Raw genomic sequence first — 16,393 nt, 5'->3', positions numbered from 1 at the left:
TCCCGAGGAGCGGTCCTCGTAGACCCCGCCGGGGTACCTCGACCAACGATGGGTGACTGCGGAGTTCGCCGCGACCGGCGAGGGCGTTGCGGGAGGAACGGCCCGGAGGACTCCTCGAGGATTGGACGCGTCGGCATGAGATCAGGATGCCCGCACCCCAGACAGGCCAGCCTCTACTCCCCGAGACTGTGCAGAAGTCCCGCTTCCCCGCTGGGTGACAAGCCCCTGAGGAAAACTGGACACCTAGGATCGGCGAGTCGGGCACCAATGGGCCGCCGCGCGCGCAGAGCACCGGGACCTAGCCCTAGCGGGCCTGCGCGCTGTCACCAGTGCGGCGGGCGCTGGCTGAGGATCCACTGCTCGTGCGGACTCAACGCACGCTTCTGCGCGTCCGAGTTCTCAGCATCCGCCGTCGCCGACGTCGCCGTCTTCCCGGTCTTCCCAGCCTGCGAAGCAATCCTCGAAGCACCCCGCGCGGACCCCGGCGTCGATCCCGAGGCCGATCCCGCGGAACCAGCATCGCTGTCCTGAACGCTGAAAGGATCGGAGAAGTTGGACTCGACCTCGTGAGACTGACCTGAGGTGGGCGGGGCGACCACGCGGCGTCGTCCCTTGCGCCTCACCCCGGAAGCACCCGGACCAGCGGAAGTCCCGGCAGCTTCAGAATCGCCGGAGTCCGCAGTGCCCCGCATAGGCCCAGAACCGCCAGAGCCCTCGCCCTCGGCTATTCCTTCCATGCCCCGCGCTCCCGCGGCGAGAGCCACTTCTTGGACTTGCGGTGCGAATCCTCGTCCTGGATATCGGCCGCCCCGCCGAAGCGGATGCCGTCGCTGCGGGACTCGGTCTCCCGTGAGCGCCGCCCGCGTGGGGTGATCCCGGCGGTGTGCACGGTGATGCGACCGGATTCGGCGAACTCCGGACCGGAGGCCAGGCCGACCTGCTCGGCCACCGCTTCGGTGCAGCGGACCGGGTTGGAGAAGACCTCGATGGTCCAGAGCGCCATGTAGCTCCAGCCCAGCTCCTCGAAGCCCTTAGGACGCTGCCGCGAGCGCTCGCGCACCGACATTGCCCCGTAGCGCTTGGTGCCGTCGGAGACCATCGCCACCGGGACCATCGGGGTGTCCGGCGCGGCCTTGCGCGAGCACGCAGCGAGGTCCAGGGTTCCGCGGAACCCGTCCTCCACCCGTCCACCGCGAGCGCGGATCCGGTCCACCAGGTCCAGCACCAGCGGATCGGTCAGCTGCGCCGAGGCCGTCGGGTTCCCCGCACCCTCCAGGCCCAGCCTGATCAGGTCATAGATCTCGCGCGCGCCCTCGGTGAGCGCCGGGCGGTCCATATCGGCGCTGCTCAGCGAGGTCACCACGCGCAGATGCTCCCGTGCCCGGGTCACCGCCACAGCGAAGTGCTCGCGGCCCCGCGGCTCCGAGAGCTCCCCGAAGTGCGTCGCCGCCTCGCCCTTGACGGAGCGGCCGAAGCCGAGGCTGAAGATCACGTCGTCGCGGACCAGCCCGGCGGCGCGCTCCACCGGCGCCACCACGAAGCTCTCGCCGTGAGCGCCGTCGGCGAAGAAGGGCTTGGCCCAAGCGTGGTTCGCCAGGTTCAGCCGGATCGCGTCGGCGACCCGTCGAGCATGCCACTCCGAGCCGGTGATCACGGCCAGCGAGGAGCTGCGCCGGGACCTGACGTGCTCGAAGACCATGTCCACCACCCGGTTGACCTCGCCGGTGGGTGATTCCACGGCGTCGCGGTATCCGGCCGGCACCCCGGCCACGTGCTCCACGGTGAACCGGCGGTTCTGCCCGGTCAGCTGCGCGGCGTCGGGCAGGCGGGTGAGCTCGCCGTCGTAGAGCGCGGTGGAGAGCAGCCCGGTGAGCTCCTGATCCACCCCGCGGTGGACCTGGCGCAGCGCGTAGAGCGGCAGCACGGCTGCCAGCTCGGCGTAGATCGACGCCGGGCGGTGCTGTTCGGTCTCACGCGCGACCGGATCGGCAGAGACGTGGAACGGAGTCGGCGAGCCGGCCACCGGGTCACCGAAGGCCACCACCTGGCCTGCGCGGGTGATCGCGTTCAGCGCCGTGGGCACGGCGAGGGACTCGGCGTCGAGCAGGATCACGGCGTCGGCCTTGTAGTCCGACGGGAACTGCTCCCCCAGGCCGAGCGGGGAGGTCGTCCAGATCGGCACCAGCGGCTGGGTCAGCTTGGGGTTGATCGCTTCCAGGCCCTCGATGGTGGGCGCCGCGTTGCGCAGCAGCTCACGCAGCCGGCTCGCGGCCTGCGGATGCGCCTCTACGGCGGACTTCCAGCGCACGGACAGGGCGTGGCCCAACCGGTGCGCGCTGGTCTCAAGATGCCCGGCGTCGGCCTCGCGGAAGGTCTCCTCGATGCTGCGCAGGTTCTCCCCGGTGGTCATCGCCAGATAGTCGTCCCCGGAGATCATCGCCTCCAGCGCGGACTGCCACCAGGAGAGCTCGAGCTCGTCGGCGACCACATTCGCGCTGATCTCCCGCGCGGAGAAGTCCTCCATGAGGTCGCGGAAGCCCTGTTCGCGCAGCTGCTCGCCCAGCAGCGTGCGCTCGGGCAGCGTCTCGAGCGGCTTCTCATCCCCGGCGAGGGTCTCCACGGTCTCGAGCAGCTTCTCGATCGGCATGTCCGCCAGGGATCCGGTCTCCAGCACCTCATCGAGGCGCTGCAGCCGACCCTGCACCTCACCGAAGGTGTTGGTGAGCCGGTCCACCCGGTGGGGCACCTTGGGCGCGGAGCCGGAGATGGACCACTCGGACCACTCCTCGCGCTCGCTCTGCACCTCGATCAGCGAGGAATGCAGGTCCCCGATGGCCACGGAAGGCCGCACGTACTCCTTGGCCACCCGGCGCAGTCGCGAGCGGGTCACCGAGGTCATCTCCACGTTGTTCTGTCGGCGCCACCAGCCCGGAGCCGTGGCGGCGATCAGGTCATCAACCGCGCGGGCGTAGACGTCGTGGGTGAACTTGCCCAGCGATTCCTGCACGCGCTGGAAGAGCACCACCTGGCGGTTCCAGTCGTTGAAGGTGTCTCCGGGGGTGATGCCGGCGGCCTGGCAGGCCGAGACCATCATCCGACGCAGCTGCGGCAGGTCATCGCGCAGCTCCTTGACCAGGGCCATCGCGTCCCGGGTCTCCTGCCGGTTGGACAGCCGGGCGTTGTACCAGGGGCTGTCCCGGGTCTCGGCGGAGAAGGCGCCGAGCTCGGCGGCGCGCTTGAGCTTCACGGTGATCTGGCTGCGGTCCACGGTGTTGTCCAACACCGAGCGCTTGAGCCGGACAGAGGTCGACGGCGCGGGGTTCAGGCTGGTCAGCGCGGCAAGGGCCTGCATGGCCTGGTAGGGCGAGCAGTCCCAGCGGCGGCGCACGTTGTGCAGCGACTTCACGTGATCCACCAGCTGGTGGCGGCTGGTCTTGAGCCGGGTGTGCAGCGCGGTCAGTCGCGGGGGCTCCGCGCGCTCGGCGCGGCGGATCGCGCGGATGAGCTGGTCGCGGATCTCCTCCGGGGTGGCGGCGGCGGAGATGTTTCCGGCCAGGGTGCCCAGGTGGACCTCGGAGAGCCGGTCCTTGAACTGCTCGAGAGTGGCGGTGCGCTCTGCCAGCACCAGCACCCGCTTGCCCTGCCAGGCGAGGCCAGCGGCCGCGTTGATGGCGGTCTGGGTCTGACCCGTCCCGGCAGGAGCGGAGACGACGGTGGACTGCCCGGCGAGGATCGCGTCCAGGGCAGCCTGCTGGTGCGGGTCGGCGTCGGCCACGAGGCGTTCGTCGCGCGGTTCGCGCTCGTCCACCGGCGGCAGGTCCATCAGGGCGCGCACGGCGCGGGTCTGGCCCAGCTGCTTGCCCGAGGCCATGGCGTGGATGACCGGGTGATCGAGCTCCAGCCCGGTGGGGTCACCCAGGAAGGTCAGGTCAGCGAAGGTGGAGACGTAGAGCTGGCGCCACACCTGCACCGAGCCCAGCGACGGAACCTCCCCCGCGATGCGCGCGAGCATGTCCGCGGGACGGTTGGGATCGAAGCGGGCGGTGACGTAGCCGGTGTTGTGGAACTCGACCGGGTCCAGGTGGGTGCTGTGCCGGGCGGCGAGGTGCCGGATGAGCGCAGGGTTGAGCCTCGCGGGGGCGCTGAACTGGATCTCGAAGTCGCCGCTGCCCTCCTCACGGGGGCGCAGCGTGATCGGGACCAGCATCACCGGCGCGGTGAAGTCTTCGGTGAACTGCTCCCCCGAGGGGCCGCTGCCGGCGTCCTCGGTCCAGCTCGCGATGCCGGCCGCGAGGAAACCAACGTCGATCCCGCGTTCCTCGGACATCTCGCGGGTCTTGGAGCGGATGCCCTGGGCGGCCTGTTTGCCCACGGTGAAGGCTGCGGGGTCATTGAGCAGTGTGGAGAGCCGGGTCTTGCGGCCTGCCATGAGCTGCATCATGCCGGAGGAGTTGGCGTCGGTGAGATCGATCGCGTTGTGCTGGCTGGGGGCGAAGCGCAGCATGGTGTCGTTCTCGGTGCCCGAGCCCACGGATTCCAGCCAGGCGGCGACCGGGTCGCGGCCATCGGAGGTGGCGGCGGTCTCCGTGTCATCAGTCTCCGCGTCATCGGCGACGTCGGTGTCCTCGGCTTCCGGCTGGGAGGCGTCCGGAGAGCCGGCGGAGTCAGCCGACGGCGCTGACCCGGCGGAATCGGCCGAGTTTGCCGAGGAAGGTGACCCAGGAGAGCTTGGCGAATCGGGAGAATCCGGCGAGCTGGGCGAATCAGGTGAACCCGGCGAGCCAGCAGAGCCGGATGAGCCAGCCGCATCGGCCGAACCTGAAGCACCACCCCGCGGGGCCGCACCATTGACCTCACTGGAACCCTGCGTCACCGCAGGCTCTGCGGAACCGGGGCGGGCGTCGTCGTCGGGGGTGTCTGGGCGCTGCTGCTCGACCACGGGGTCCGCGGCCTCATTCTCGGGCGGGCGGCCCGACTCCTCAGCGGCTGGTTCTTTGCTCACAGACGACCTTCCAACAATCCCCACTCCGGGACGAACTCACGCTCGGGCCCGGCCCCTCGCCTCCATCGGGAGGCTCGAGGGTCGCCGATAATTACATGCAGTGAAGTCTAATGAGCGTGGGCGCGCAAGGAGCGAAGGGTTTCAGCCTGACCTTGAAGCCGTGTCGCACGGAGTTCAACGTGGGCATACTTTGAGTATGACTACGATGATCAAGGACTCGGGTGAACTGCGTGATCGCTTGAAAGGAACAGGCCGCGCGATCATGGCTCACTCTCGGGGGCGCACCTGGCGAATCTCGCGGCCTCCGAAGATCGAAGGCTGCGCTTGGATCAGTTGAAGCACACTATTGCGACCACTGACCTTCCCGACGGTGCGCGGGAAGAGGATGAGCAGTGGGAGCGAACCGAGCTGACTGACCTCCGCTGATGACCGAGGACCTTTAGCCGAACCCTCTACGACCCGGCAGCACCGGGTTTTGCTGATCTACGATCAGAGAATGAGAGCTGCAGAACGCGAGAGCGCCAAGATCAACGTCCTGGTGGTCGACGACGAGGAACCCCTCGTGCGACTCGTGGGACAGTATCTCCTCCGTGAGGGGCTCATCGTCGATTCCACCGGGGATGGGGCGCGGGCTGTGGCGATGGTGCGTGAGCAGGACCCGACCGTCGTGATTCTCGACCTGGGCCTGCCTGGCATGGACGGCGTCGAGGTGTGCCGCCAGATCCGCACGTTCTCCGACTGCTACATCATCATGCTCACGGCGCGCGTGGAAGAGGTCGACCGGTTGATCGGCCTCTCCGTCGGCGCCGATGACTACGTGTCCAAGCCGTTCAGCCCGAGAGAGCTGATGCTGCGGGTCCGCGCCATGCTCCGGCGGCCACGCACGAACAGCGGGGAGACGCAGCTTCTCGAGTCAGGGGATCTCCGTGTCGACGTGGCCGGTCGCGAGGTCCACCTCCGCGGCGACCCGGTGGACCTGACGCGCACGGAATTTGATGTGCTGACCGCGCTGCTCTCAGAACCGGGTGTGGCGCTCTCCCGCCGAGACCTGATCAACAAGGTATGGGGCGATCAGTGGTTCGGTGACCCGCACCTCGTCGATGTCCACGTCGGGCACCTTCGACGAAAACTCGGCGAGGACCCCGCCTCGCCGGAATTCATCCATACCGTTCGCGGAGTCGGCTACAAGATGGGGGCTGCCCGGTGATCCGCCGACTACGCAGGTTCGGTCTCGGAACCCGGATCCTTGCAGCACTGCTCGCGGTGCTCTGCGTCGCAGCGGTGACGGCGTGGATCGTCGCGTTGATCATCGGGCCGACGCTCTTCCATGACCATATGCTCATGGTCAGCCCCGTCGCCCCCGACTCCGACGTGGTAACTCATGCGGAGCAGGCCTTCGACACGGCCTGGACCACCACACTGGCTCTCGCGCTGGCGGTGGCTCTGGCAGCTTCGGTGATCGTCACGTTCTTCCTGGTCCGCAGGCTGGTCCACCCCATCGGTGAGGTGCAGGCGGCCGTCACACGAGTGGCCCAGGGAGATTTCACCGCACGGGTCCCCGAAGGCGGCATAGGGGTCGAATTTGCGGAGTTGATGAGCGCATTCAATGCCATGGCTGGCGACCTGGACCAGACCGAACGCACCCGCGTCCGGATGCTCTCTGATCTGGCGCATGAGATGCGCACCCCCGTCGCCACGCTCGACGGTTACCTCGAAGCGATGCAGGACGGCGTGGCCCGGGCTGACGGCGAGACGCTGGTCATGCTTCGCGAACAGACCGAACGTCTCACCCGTCTGGCGGAAGACATCTCACTCGTGAGCGCGGCCGAGGAGCGCCGGCTGAGCATGCATCCCACGCCGACACGGATCGGCGACCTCCTCGCCACGGCGGAGGCGCAGACCCGCAGCCGTTATCAGGACCACGGCGTGGAACTGCGTGTGAGCGCCGACGAAGATTCCCGCCGCGCCGAGCTCAGCCTCGATGCCGACCGCATGGGACAGGTGCTGACCAACCTCCTCGACAACGCCCTTCAGCACACTGACCCGGGCGACACCGTGACACTCCGCGCAGAGGCGACGGACACGTCGGTGACCTTGGACGTCCAAGACTCGGGCCACGGGATCGCAGCCGAACATCTGCCGCACCTGTTCGAACGCTTCTACCGGGTGGACACCGCCCGGGACCGCAGCCACGGCGGTTCGGGGATCGGCCTGGCGATCGTGCGGTCCATCGTGACGGCACATGCCGGCACCGTGAGCGCTCACAGTGACGGCCCCGACACAGGGGCGGTCTTCACCGTCAAGCTCCCCCGACACACGACCGACACTATGAAGGTTCAGTGAAGGAGGATGTCTGTGGCGCACCCCCAGAAGTGCCGCTGGCTAGTATGAATGGTTGCGTGCGAACCAGCACACGCGGCTCGAATCAACCGAACCCGGTGGAGGACCAGAGTGTCGACTGAGGGAACTGCCGCTGCTCGCTCAGCCTCCCACCTGGCTCCACGCCGAATGCTCGCCCTGGACGCGGCCCGCGGTCTCGCCGTGATCGGCATGATCGCCATCAACACCGGACCTCGCGGCGACGACGAGCTCCTGGACCTGCTCTACCGTGTGCCCTACGGCCGCGCGTCCTTGCTGTTCGTGCTGCTCGGGGGCATCGGGCTCTCGCTCATGACTCGCCGCTCCCGAACCGATCAGGGGCCGCTGCCCTGGGCCGCGCTGATATGGCGCTGCGCGCTGCTGATGCTCGGCGGCCTGGCGCTGCAATCACTCGATCATGGGGTCTCCGTGATCCTGCAGATCTACGCGCTGCTGATCCTCTGCTCGCTCCCGCTGCTCCGCGCCTCGGGCCGCAGTCTCCTCGCGGTCGCCGGGCTGAGCGCCGTCGTCGGCCCGCCTCTGTGGCTCCTCGTCCAGGCACAGACCGACGGGCAGTTCGACCGGGACCCCGTCTCGGCGACTGAGCCGATCTGGGAGATCTTCACCGACATCGTGATCACCGGCCCGTACCCGATGATCATCTGGGCGGCCCCCTTCGTTCTGGGCCTCTGGCTCGGACGCCAGCAGCTTGGGCTGACCAGGCTCAGCACCCGTCTGATCCTCTGGGGAGCCGTGGCAGCCATCGGGGCGCGCCTGCTCTCCGGCGCCCTCGTCCAGCTCTTCGGTGAACCCACCAGTCATGTGGAATGGCAGCGGCTCGTCAGTGCGGTGGCGCATTCACAGATGCCCCTATGGCTGATCAGCGGCACGGGCTCGGCGGTGTTCGTGCTGGGCGTCTGCCTGAAGATCCACGCCTGGACACGGCCCTGGGCAGGACCTCTCATCACGCTCGGGCAGATGGCCCTGACGGCGTACATCGGACACCTGCTGGTCCTTGCGTTCGTAATCCGCCCTGGGCCGGAGACGATGGCCCAGGGCGCGCTCGCCACCGGTGCCACGGTCGCGGCGCTGATGGCGTTCACCTGGCTCTGGCGACGACGCTTCAGCCGGGGACCGTTCGAAGTGCTGCTGCGGCTGCCGAAGTTCCGCCGCTCCACGCCCTGATCTGGGCAGGCGCTCCGCGCGACCCGTCAAGGAGGGGTCAGAGTTCCGTGAAGATTCCCTGAAGAAGGGTTTTTCCAGGCATCAGAGAGAACACCGCCCGGTTGACTCCTGTGGACGGAAGAACTGCCCGACACAGGAGGAACTCGTGAACACGAAGTCATTGTCCGCAAGCATCGGAGCCTTTGCCGTCGCCGCCGCCCTGGCCAGCTGCGGAAGCTCCGAGGAGCCGGCCAGCGAGTCTGCAGCTGAGACCACGCAGAGCGCCGAGGCGGTCTCGGAGGAGTACAACGAGGCAGACGTGGGCTACGTCTCCGGCATGGCGATGCACCACCAGCAGGCGGTGGAGATGTCGGAGATCCTGCTCGAGAAGGACGGGATCGATCCTGAAGTCTCCACCCTGGCCGAGGACATCCGAGCGGCTCAGGGCCCGGAGATGGAACAGATGGACGCGTGGCTGGAAGCCTGGGGCGAGACCGAGCACGCCGACCACGAGGACATGGAAGGCATGGACTCGATGGAAGGCATGTCCGGTATGGACGGAATGATGAGCGAGGACGAGCTCAGCCAGCTGCAGGACTCGACCGGCACCGAGGCCTCACGACTCTTCCTGGAGCAGATGATCGCCCACCACGAGGGCGCGGTGTCCTCCGCCCAGGATCACCTGGACACAGGGCAGAACCCTGAGGCACTGGAGCTTTCCGACACCATCATCGCCGACCAGCAGGCCGAGATCGAGGAGATGGAGACCCTGCTCGAAGACCTCTGATCCATGGGGCGCGGCACCGGGCAGGCCGAGGTGCGGGACCGGACCGGCCCTTCGGTCAGACGAGTTGTTCGACCGTGTTCCCGCCCTCCGTGGCTCGCAGGACTGTGGTCCCGACCACCAGCAGAGCTTCGACTGACCCGTCCCCCGTGAGGCCGGCCCCGAGGGCGACGACCTCCCCGACCGGCTCCTCGCTGGCGGCCCAGGTCTGTCCGGAATCGCGGCTGGTCAGCAGCCGCCCGTCGATCCCCGAGCCCAGAAGGGTCGAGTCATCGGCCCAGGCCACGCGGGAGACCAGCTGTGGTGTGGGAAGAGTCTCCCAGCTGGACCCGTCGGCGGAGAGCAGCAGCCCGGCCTCGGTGGCCGCGGCGATCCTCCCCGTCCCCGGCGCCATGGCCAGAGCCGCGGGAGGGGCCGGAATGGCGAGAGTCTCCCAGTTCTGGGCATCTGTGCTCATGCGCAGCTCCCCATCGAAGCCGAGGACGCGCTCAGCATCGGCGGTCAGCGCGTGAAAGTCCGATTCCCCGCCACGTGAGACCACGGTCCAGCTCTCCCCCTGGTCCGTGGACTCGATCAGGCCCACGGGCTCGGGCAGATCGACCCCAGCTCCCGGGTGCCCAGAGGCGAGGTAGCGGCCCTCGGGCGCGAGCGTGAATCCCATCAGATCGATGGTGGGACCCACTGGGCTCAAGACGTGATCCGCAATGCGGAACAGCCCGTAATGCGTCGCCAGCAGCACCACACCGTCGGAGGGATCACGCACGATGCCGTGGACATGGCCCAGGGCATCGGTGTTCGCTGAAGATTCCGCACCCTGGGGATCAGGTCCGGACCCTGATCCTGCTGAAGGTTCAGCTCCAGCGCAGGCTGTGACAGCGCCTGCACCGAGAAGCCCCAATCCGCCGGTGAGCAGAAGCCTGCGGGGGAACGTCGTCATACAGTCCTTCGGATGGGCTACGGGATACCGACCTTTTCCAGGTCGGCATTCCACCCTAGTCTTCGGCCTGCCGAAGATCGGCTCAGCTGGGCTGAAGATTCGATGAAGGTTCCGTCAAGGGCCCCGTCACCGTCCGCTTCCTGGCGGCTTATCCGAGAACGTTGAGCAGCTCGTCGCAAGCGGCCTCGCAGCGCCGGCAGGCTTCCGCACACAGCCGGCAGTGTTCATGCATCTCTGCGTGGCCCTCGCACTCCTGGGCGCAGGCGCGGCAGGCTTCGCGGCAGGCCTGCACCACGGCTCGGAGCACATCCTTGTTCTGTCCGGTGATGCGGGTGAGGATGCGTCCGGTGGTGAGGCAGATATCCGCGCAGTTCTGGTCCGTGCTGATGCAGGTCGCCATCTCGCCCACCATGGGCTCGCTGAGACAGGCATCCGCACAGGCCGTGCAGGTCTGCGAGCACTCGAAGCACGCGGCGATACAAGCCGCAAGCTTCTCCTGATCGACCCCCAGATCCTTCTTAGGGTGAACCTCGAGCATGGACTTCACGTGAGACATGATCTTCCTCTCGTCGCGGTGCGTGCCGGGCACCTCTGCAGGTGCCCATACGGTCTTCCGTGTGCCTCAGGCTACTGCCGTGGCGCATCGATGAGAACCCTGCTCAGAAGACGAAGTAGACCAGCGCGCCGATGACGAACGCGGAGATCGCCAGGCCGGCGAGCAGGAATTCCAGCAGGATCCCCAGGCCCATCGCCCGCATCGCGCGCAGACTCGCTGTCCCCGCGGCGCGCCAATCGCGGCCGCGGCGGAAGTACTCGGCGCCGAAGAGCCCCGCGGCGAAGCCGATGAACAGCCCCAGCGGCGGGAGCAGGAACAGGCCGACGACGGCGGCGGCGATCCCGATCAGGATCGGCCTGCGTGGGATCTGTTGTTGGTGCAGTGACCGACCGGTGAGCACGGTGGAGCCGCTCCATCCGGCGATGGCCAGGATGATGCCGATCACCGCGGCGATCCACGGCACCGCCCCGCCCAGCAGGAACGCCCAGACCGGCAGGGTCAGGATGATCAGCAGGGACCCGGGGAGCACCGGCAGCACGACGCCGAGCGCGCCGACCACCAGCAGCAGTCCGGCGATGACGGTGGTGATCGCCTCAGCGGCGGTGGAATCGAGCATGAGTCTTCCGACTCACTCCCATTCGATGGTGCCTGGCGGCTTCGAGGTGACGTCCAGGGTGACCCGGTTGACTTCTTCGACCTCGTTGGTGATGCGGTTGGAGATCTTCGCGAGCAGGTCATAGGGCAGCCGTGACCAGTCAGCGGTCATGGCGTCCTCGGAGGAGACCGGGCGCAGCACGATCGGGTGGCCGTAGGTGCGGCCGTCGCCCTGGACGCCCACGGAGCGGACGTCGGCGAGCAGCACGACCGGCATCTGCCAGACTTCCTGGTCCAGACCCGAGGCGGTGAGCTCCTCGCGGGCGATCGCGTCGGCCTTGCGCAGGATCCGCAGCCGGTCCTCGGAGATCGAGCCGATGATCCGGATGCCCAGGCCGGGGCCGGGGAACGGCTGGCGCTGGACGATCTCGGCGGGCAGGCCGAGCTCGGCGCCGACGGCGCGGACCTCGTCCTTGAACAGCGCGCGCAGCGGCTCGACCAGCTTGAAGACCATATCCTCGGGCAGGCCGCCGACGTTGTGGTGGGACTTGATGTTCGCCGCACCCTCGCCGCCGCCGGATTCGACGACATCCGGGTACAGGGTGCCCTGGACCAGGAACTCGACCGTGGCGCCGTCGGAGGCTGCCTCGGCGAGGACTGCCTTCTCGGCGCTCTCGAAGGCGCGGATGAACTCGCGGCCGATGATCTTGCGCTTGGTCTCGGGATCGGTGACGCCCTCGAGTGCGGCGAGGAAGCGCTCGCGCTCGTCGGCCACATAGAGCTTGGCGCCGGTGGCGGCGACGAAATCGCGTTCCACCTGCTCGGCCTCGCCTTCGCGCAGCAGCCCGTGATCGACGAACACGCAGGTCAGCTGGTCTCCGATGGCCTTCTGCACGAGGGCGGCGGCCACGGCGGAGTCCACGCCGCCGGAGAGGCCGCAGATCACGCGGGCGTCTCCGACCTGGGCGCGGATCGCGGCGACCTGCTCCTCCACGATGTTGCCGGTGGTCCACTCGGGCGTCAGGCCGGCGCCGTTGTAGAGGAAGTTCTCGATGACCTGCTGACCCTGGGGCGAGTGGCGCACCTCGGGGTGCCACTGCACGCCGTAGAGCTTGCGCTCCTCATCGGCGAAGGCCGCGACGGGGGCGCCTTCGGAGGAGGCCAGCACCTGGAAGCCTTCGGGGGCCTTCTGCACGGAGTCGCTGTGTGACATCCACGTGGACTGGACCTGGTCGGTGCCGGTGAGCAGGGAGTGCGGGGCGTTGACGCTTCGCACCTCGGTCTTGCCGTACTCGCGATCGCCGGTGCGGGAGACCTCGCCGCCGAGGCTGTGCGCCATGGCCTGGAATCCGTAGCAGATGCCCATCACGGGGATGCCGGCCTCGAAGAGCTCAGTCTCCACCTCGGGGGCGCCCTCGGCGTAGACCGAAGAGGGACCGCCGGAGAGGATCACCGCGGAGGGCTTCCGCGAGATGATCTCTGAGGCTGCGAGGGTGTGCGGCACGACCTCGGAATACACGCGGGCCTCACGGACACGGCGGGCGATGAGCTGGGCGTACTGCGCACCGTAGTCGACCACGAGCACGGTCTGCGCCTCGGAGTTCGACCGCTCCACGGCGGGCACGGCTGCGTCTGCGGAATCAGGCTGAGAAGTCACCATCCCATCCTAGCGGCCAGCGCGGGGTGGGTAGCCGTGGGCGGACCTGTCCCCGAGGGCACGCCTCCCTCCCAGGCTTCCTTCACGGGGCCTTCCTCCCGAGGCCTCCCGTCCCGGGCCCTCTCGCGGGGCCTCTCGCAGCACCCTCCCCGCATCTGTTGGGCAGAAATCGTCGGTATGAGCCGCACCGAGGACCCGCATTCCGACGATTTCCGCCCAATCGATGCGGGGTTTCCCCAAGGCACGACGACGATGCGACTTCCCCCACACATTCCCGCCCCGCTGACGGTCCCGCCTAGGATGTACGGGACCACACGCGCCCCATGCAGGACAGGAAAGACTCATCATGACTGCCGACCCAGCTCCGCTCCACGCCCAGCACGTCGGTGAGACGGGTGAGACCGTGGTGTTCCTGCACGGGCTCTTCGGGCAGGGCAAGAATTTCACGCAGATCGCCAAGGCGCTCACGCCCGACCTGCAATCAGAGCTGGTGGATCTTCCCAACCACGGCGCTTCCGAGTGGACCGAGACGTTCGACTACGTCGAGCAGGCGGACATCGTGGCGGAGCACCTCCGGAGCACTGTGGCGAGTGACGGCCCGGTGCATCTGCTGGGTCATTCGATGGGCGGCAAAGTTGCCATGGTGCTGGCGTTGAGGCATCCAGAGCTGGTCAGCCGCCTCGCCGTCGTCGACATCTCCCCGGTCGCTCACGAGTCCATGGCTGATTTCGACCACCTGATCAGCAGCCTGAGCCGCATCGACCTGGACAGGCTCTCCTCACGCGGGGAGGCTGACGAGTTTCTGCAGGAACCGATCCCGGAGAAGATGGTCCGCGGGTTCCTGCTGCAGAGCCTGGTCCGCTCCGGTGACGGATTCCGCTGGAGGGTCAACCTGGACCTGCTCCATAAGTCGCTGCCGGCGATCGGGGATTTTCCGGAGTTCGACGGCGAACAGTTCGACGGCCCCGTGCTCTGGATTGCGGGAGCGAACTCCGGCTACGTGCAGGACGAGTACGAATCCGCGATGCGAAAGCTCTTTCCGCTGGTGAGCCAGACGACCATCAAGGACGCAGGCCACTGGGTCCACGCCGAGAAGCCCGAGGTGTTCACCACCCTGCTCAGGGCCTTCTTCACCGCAGACTGAGCGGGGACACCGCAACCCGCCGGCGATTCAGCCCGAGAACGACGACGACGCCGCTCCCCCACATCCCTGGGGCACAAACGGGTGGAATAACCCTGCCCGCCGGGGCACCGATAGCGCCCGTTTTCGCCCTCGGGTTGCAGAGTCCCCAGCTCTCCCCCATCCATTGGGCAGGAATCGTCGGAATGGGCCGTCCCGGGGTCGCTCATTCCGACGATTTCCGCCCAATCGATGTGGGGCGGGCTGGGGTGGACGTTGGGTCGGTCCCGCGCGCGGCTGCGGGGACGGGCCCGGTCTATGATGCGTGCATGACTCACCGGGGGTGCGCTGCAGCGGGCGCAGGTTCAGCGGCGCACGCTCATCGTCGTCGTCTGCAGCCAGATCCTGGGTGGTGCCGGGCTCGCCGCGGGGGTCACCGTGGGAGCGCTGCTGGCCCAGGACATGCTGGGCTCGGCGAGCCTGGCCGGGCTGCCCATCGCGCTGTTCACGCTGGGATCCGCGCTGGCGGCGTTCACCGTGGGTCGAGTCAGCCAGCGCTGGGGCCGACGGATCGGGCTGGGCATCGGGTTCAGCGCGGGCGGGCTCGGAGCGCTCGGAGTGGTGGCCGCCGCCGTCGCCGATCAGGTGCCGATGCTGTTTCTCGCGCTGTTCGTCTACGGCGCGGGGACGGCCACGAATCTGCAGGCCCGCTACGCCGGGACCGATCTGGCGCCGGATTCCCGCCGAGCCACCGCGATCAGCATCGCCATGGTGGCCACCACGCTCGGCGCGGTGGCGGGGCCGAATCTGGTGGAGCCGCTCGGGGATCTTGCCCGGAGCATGGGCATTCCTCCGCTGGCCGGGCCGTTCCTGCTGGCCGCCGCGGCGTATCTCGCCGCGGGCGTGATCCTGTTCGTCTTCCTGCGACCGGACCCGTTTCTGCTGGCGAAAGAACTCGCCGCCGCGGAGGCTGCAGTCGCGGCAGATACAAGCCTCAGCGACACAGCCACCCCAGCGACCTCCCCTGACGTGGCACGCACCGCACCAGACGCCGACCCCGCCCCCAAGCCCGGCACCGGGGCGTATATCGGGGCGACCGTCATGGTGCTCACGCAGATCGCCATGGTCGCGATCATGACGATGACCCCGATCCACATGCTCGCGCACGGTCACGGGCTCGGCTCGGTCGGTCTGGTCATCGGGCTGCATGTGGGCGCCATGTGGCTGCCCTCCCTGGTCACCGGCGTGCTGGTGGACAAGCTCGGGCGGATCCCGATGAGCGTCGCGGCGGCCGTGATCTTGCTCGCCGCGGGGCTGGTCGGTGCGGCCGCACCGGGCGATTCCCTGGGCCTGCTCATCCTGGCGCTGATCCTGCTCGGGGTGGGGTGGAATGTGGGGCTCATCGCCGGCACCGCGCTGGTCGTGGACGCGACGGTCCCGGAGAACCGTCCGCGCACGCAGGGCGGGATCGACGTGCTGATCGCCCTGGCCGGGGCGGGCGGCGGCGCGATGTCTGGGATGGTGATGGCCGCGACGAGCTTCGCGTACCTCTCGCTGGGCGGCGGACTGCTCGCTCTGCTGCTGATCCCCGTGCTGTTCTGGGCGCGGCGCACCCGCACCCTCGCGACCGCCGCGGCCCGATAGCCCCGAGGAGCCTCAGCACCGCGAGATCAGAGCGCGGAGCCCGCTTAGTACCGCCGCACGGCCTCCGGGTTGGATTCCATGTCGAGGCGCACCTCGCGGGCGATCTTGCGCTCCACCACGAAGCTCAGGAACGGCACGACGCCGCCGAGCACGATCGTGATCAGCCGACCGATCTTCCAGTTCATCAGGTACCAGAGTCGGAATCCGGCGATGATGTAAATGACGTAGATCCAGCCGTGGACCACCGCGGTCCAATAGGAGATCCCGGTCCCGTCGACCACGGATTCCTTCGGGTAGAAGCCCAGCGTGTTCTCGGCCCCTGCGGCGGTCGTGCCACCGGCGTAGAGCTCGTAGCCGAAGCCGTAGTCCATGATCATCTTCGCCACCAGGATCAGCAGCATGATGCCGGTGGCGAAGGCGAAGAACTTATAGAAGGTCAGCGAGCCCTGGATCTGCGCGGCGGTGCCGGCGAAGCGGCGCTGCTTGGGACGCGGCGGCGCGGGCGGGATGTCGTCGGCCGCGCCAGCAGAGCGCGGGTCAGAGCCAGTGGAGCCGGTCGTCGAGGAATCAGTCATGC

At 68.2% G+C, this 16,393-nt stretch carries 12 protein-coding genes; 6 read left to right on the top strand and 6 right to left on the bottom strand.

What is annotated here, in order from left to right; genetic code table 11:
• Positions 1-724 precede the first annotated feature (724 nt).
• Entirely contained in the window at positions 725-5,002 is a 4,278-nt protein-coding gene (locus tag H4W26_RS12860; protein WP_192592595.1) for a DUF4011 domain-containing protein, read from the bottom strand.
• Positions 5,003-5,498: 496 nt separating this feature from the next.
• On the opposite strand from H4W26_RS12860, the gene H4W26_RS12855 reads away from it, so the two are divergent.
• The 4 genes from H4W26_RS12855 to H4W26_RS12840 all read left to right on the top strand — a co-directional run bounded on the left by H4W26_RS12855 (position 5,499) and on the right by H4W26_RS12840 (position 9,311).
• Complete coding sequence (locus tag H4W26_RS12855) at positions 5,499-6,209, top strand: response regulator transcription factor (RefSeq protein ID WP_192592594.1); 711 nt, start codon at positions 5,499-5,501, stop codon at positions 6,207-6,209.
• Complete coding sequence (locus tag H4W26_RS12850; RefSeq protein WP_192592593.1) at positions 6,206-7,345, top strand: sensor histidine kinase; 1,140 nt, start codon at positions 6,206-6,208, stop codon at positions 7,343-7,345. The genes H4W26_RS12855 and H4W26_RS12850 overlap by 4 nt, the downstream gene beginning before the upstream one ends.
• 108 nt (positions 7,346-7,453) lie before the next feature.
• Positions 7,454-8,545, top strand: a complete 1,092-nt coding sequence (locus H4W26_RS14070) for a DUF418 domain-containing protein (protein WP_192592592.1) — start codon at positions 7,454-7,456, stop codon at positions 8,543-8,545.
• Between the two features lie 145 nt (positions 8,546-8,690).
• Positions 8,691-9,311: a DUF305 domain-containing protein gene (locus H4W26_RS12840; protein ID WP_192592591.1), complete on the top strand. Its 621-nt coding sequence runs from the start codon at positions 8,691-8,693 to the stop codon at positions 9,309-9,311.
• A gap of 55 nt (positions 9,312-9,366) precedes the next feature.
• Here H4W26_RS12840 and H4W26_RS12835 read toward each other — a convergent pair whose 3' ends face one another.
• The 4 genes from H4W26_RS12835 to guaA all read right to left on the bottom strand — a co-directional run bounded on the left by H4W26_RS12835 (position 9,367) and on the right by guaA (position 12,980).
• Positions 9,367-10,245, bottom strand: coding sequence for a F510_1955 family glycosylhydrolase (locus tag H4W26_RS12835; RefSeq protein WP_192592590.1), 879 nt, complete (start codon positions 10,243-10,245; stop codon positions 9,367-9,369).
• Between the two features lie 148 nt (positions 10,246-10,393).
• Positions 10,394-10,801, bottom strand: a complete 408-nt coding sequence (locus H4W26_RS12830; RefSeq protein ID WP_225940022.1) for a four-helix bundle copper-binding protein — start codon at positions 10,799-10,801, stop codon at positions 10,394-10,396.
• A 103-nt stretch (positions 10,802-10,904) separates the two neighbouring features.
• Entirely contained in the window at positions 10,905-11,417 is a 513-nt protein-coding gene (locus H4W26_RS12825) for a DUF456 domain-containing protein (RefSeq protein ID WP_192592589.1), read from the bottom strand.
• Positions 11,418-11,429: 12 nt separating this feature from the next.
• On the bottom strand, positions 11,430-12,980 hold the full coding sequence (gene guaA, locus H4W26_RS12820) for a glutamine-hydrolyzing GMP synthase (protein WP_318779895.1): 1,551 nt from the start codon (positions 12,978-12,980) through the stop codon (positions 11,430-11,432).
• Between the two features lie 418 nt (positions 12,981-13,398).
• Between guaA and H4W26_RS12815 the strand changes: the two genes are divergently transcribed.
• Positions 13,399-14,196 (top strand): alpha/beta fold hydrolase, encoded by a 798-nt coding sequence (locus H4W26_RS12815; protein ID WP_192592587.1) that lies wholly within the window; start codon positions 13,399-13,401, stop codon positions 14,194-14,196.
• 414 nt (positions 14,197-14,610) lie between these two features.
• Positions 14,611-15,816 (top strand): MFS transporter, encoded by a 1,206-nt coding sequence (locus H4W26_RS12810; protein ID WP_378626040.1) that lies wholly within the window; start codon positions 14,611-14,613, stop codon positions 15,814-15,816.
• A gap of 44 nt (positions 15,817-15,860) precedes the next feature.
• Here H4W26_RS12810 and H4W26_RS12805 read toward each other — a convergent pair whose 3' ends face one another.
• Positions 15,861-16,391 (bottom strand): DUF3817 domain-containing protein, encoded by a 531-nt coding sequence (locus H4W26_RS12805; protein WP_192592586.1) that lies wholly within the window; start codon positions 16,389-16,391, stop codon positions 15,861-15,863.
• Between the last annotated feature and the right edge of the window lie 2 nt (positions 16,392-16,393).

Origin of the sequence: Nesterenkonia halotolerans, from assembly GCF_014874065.1 — a bacterium.
Taxonomy (GTDB): Bacteria; Actinomycetota; Actinomycetes; order Actinomycetales; family Micrococcaceae; genus Nesterenkonia; species Nesterenkonia halotolerans.
Note: the sequence above shows the minus strand (reverse complement) of the source record. Positions and strands in the feature narration are given on the sequence as shown.

Excerpts from the sequence above, each read along its gene's own strand:
- H4W26_RS12855 (WP_192592594.1), top strand. The coding sequence starts at position 5,499 with ATGAGAGCTGCAGAACGCGAGAGCGCCAAGATCAACGTCCTGGTGGTC.
- H4W26_RS12835 (WP_192592590.1), bottom strand. The coding sequence starts at position 10,245 with ATGACGACGTTCCCCCGCAGGCTTCTGCTCACCGGCGGATTGGGGCTT.
- H4W26_RS12830 (WP_225940022.1), bottom strand. The coding sequence starts at position 10,801 with ATGTCTCACGTGAAGTCCATGCTCGAGGTTCACCCTAAGAAGGATCTG.
- H4W26_RS12825 (WP_192592589.1), bottom strand. The coding sequence starts at position 11,417 with ATGCTCGATTCCACCGCCGCTGAGGCGATCACCACCGTCATCGCCGGA.
- H4W26_RS12815 (WP_192592587.1), top strand. The coding sequence starts at position 13,399 with ATGACTGCCGACCCAGCTCCGCTCCACGCCCAGCACGTCGGTGAGACG.
- H4W26_RS12805 (WP_192592586.1), bottom strand. The coding sequence starts at position 16,391 with ATGACTGATTCCTCGACGACCGGCTCCACTGGCTCTGACCCGCGCTCT.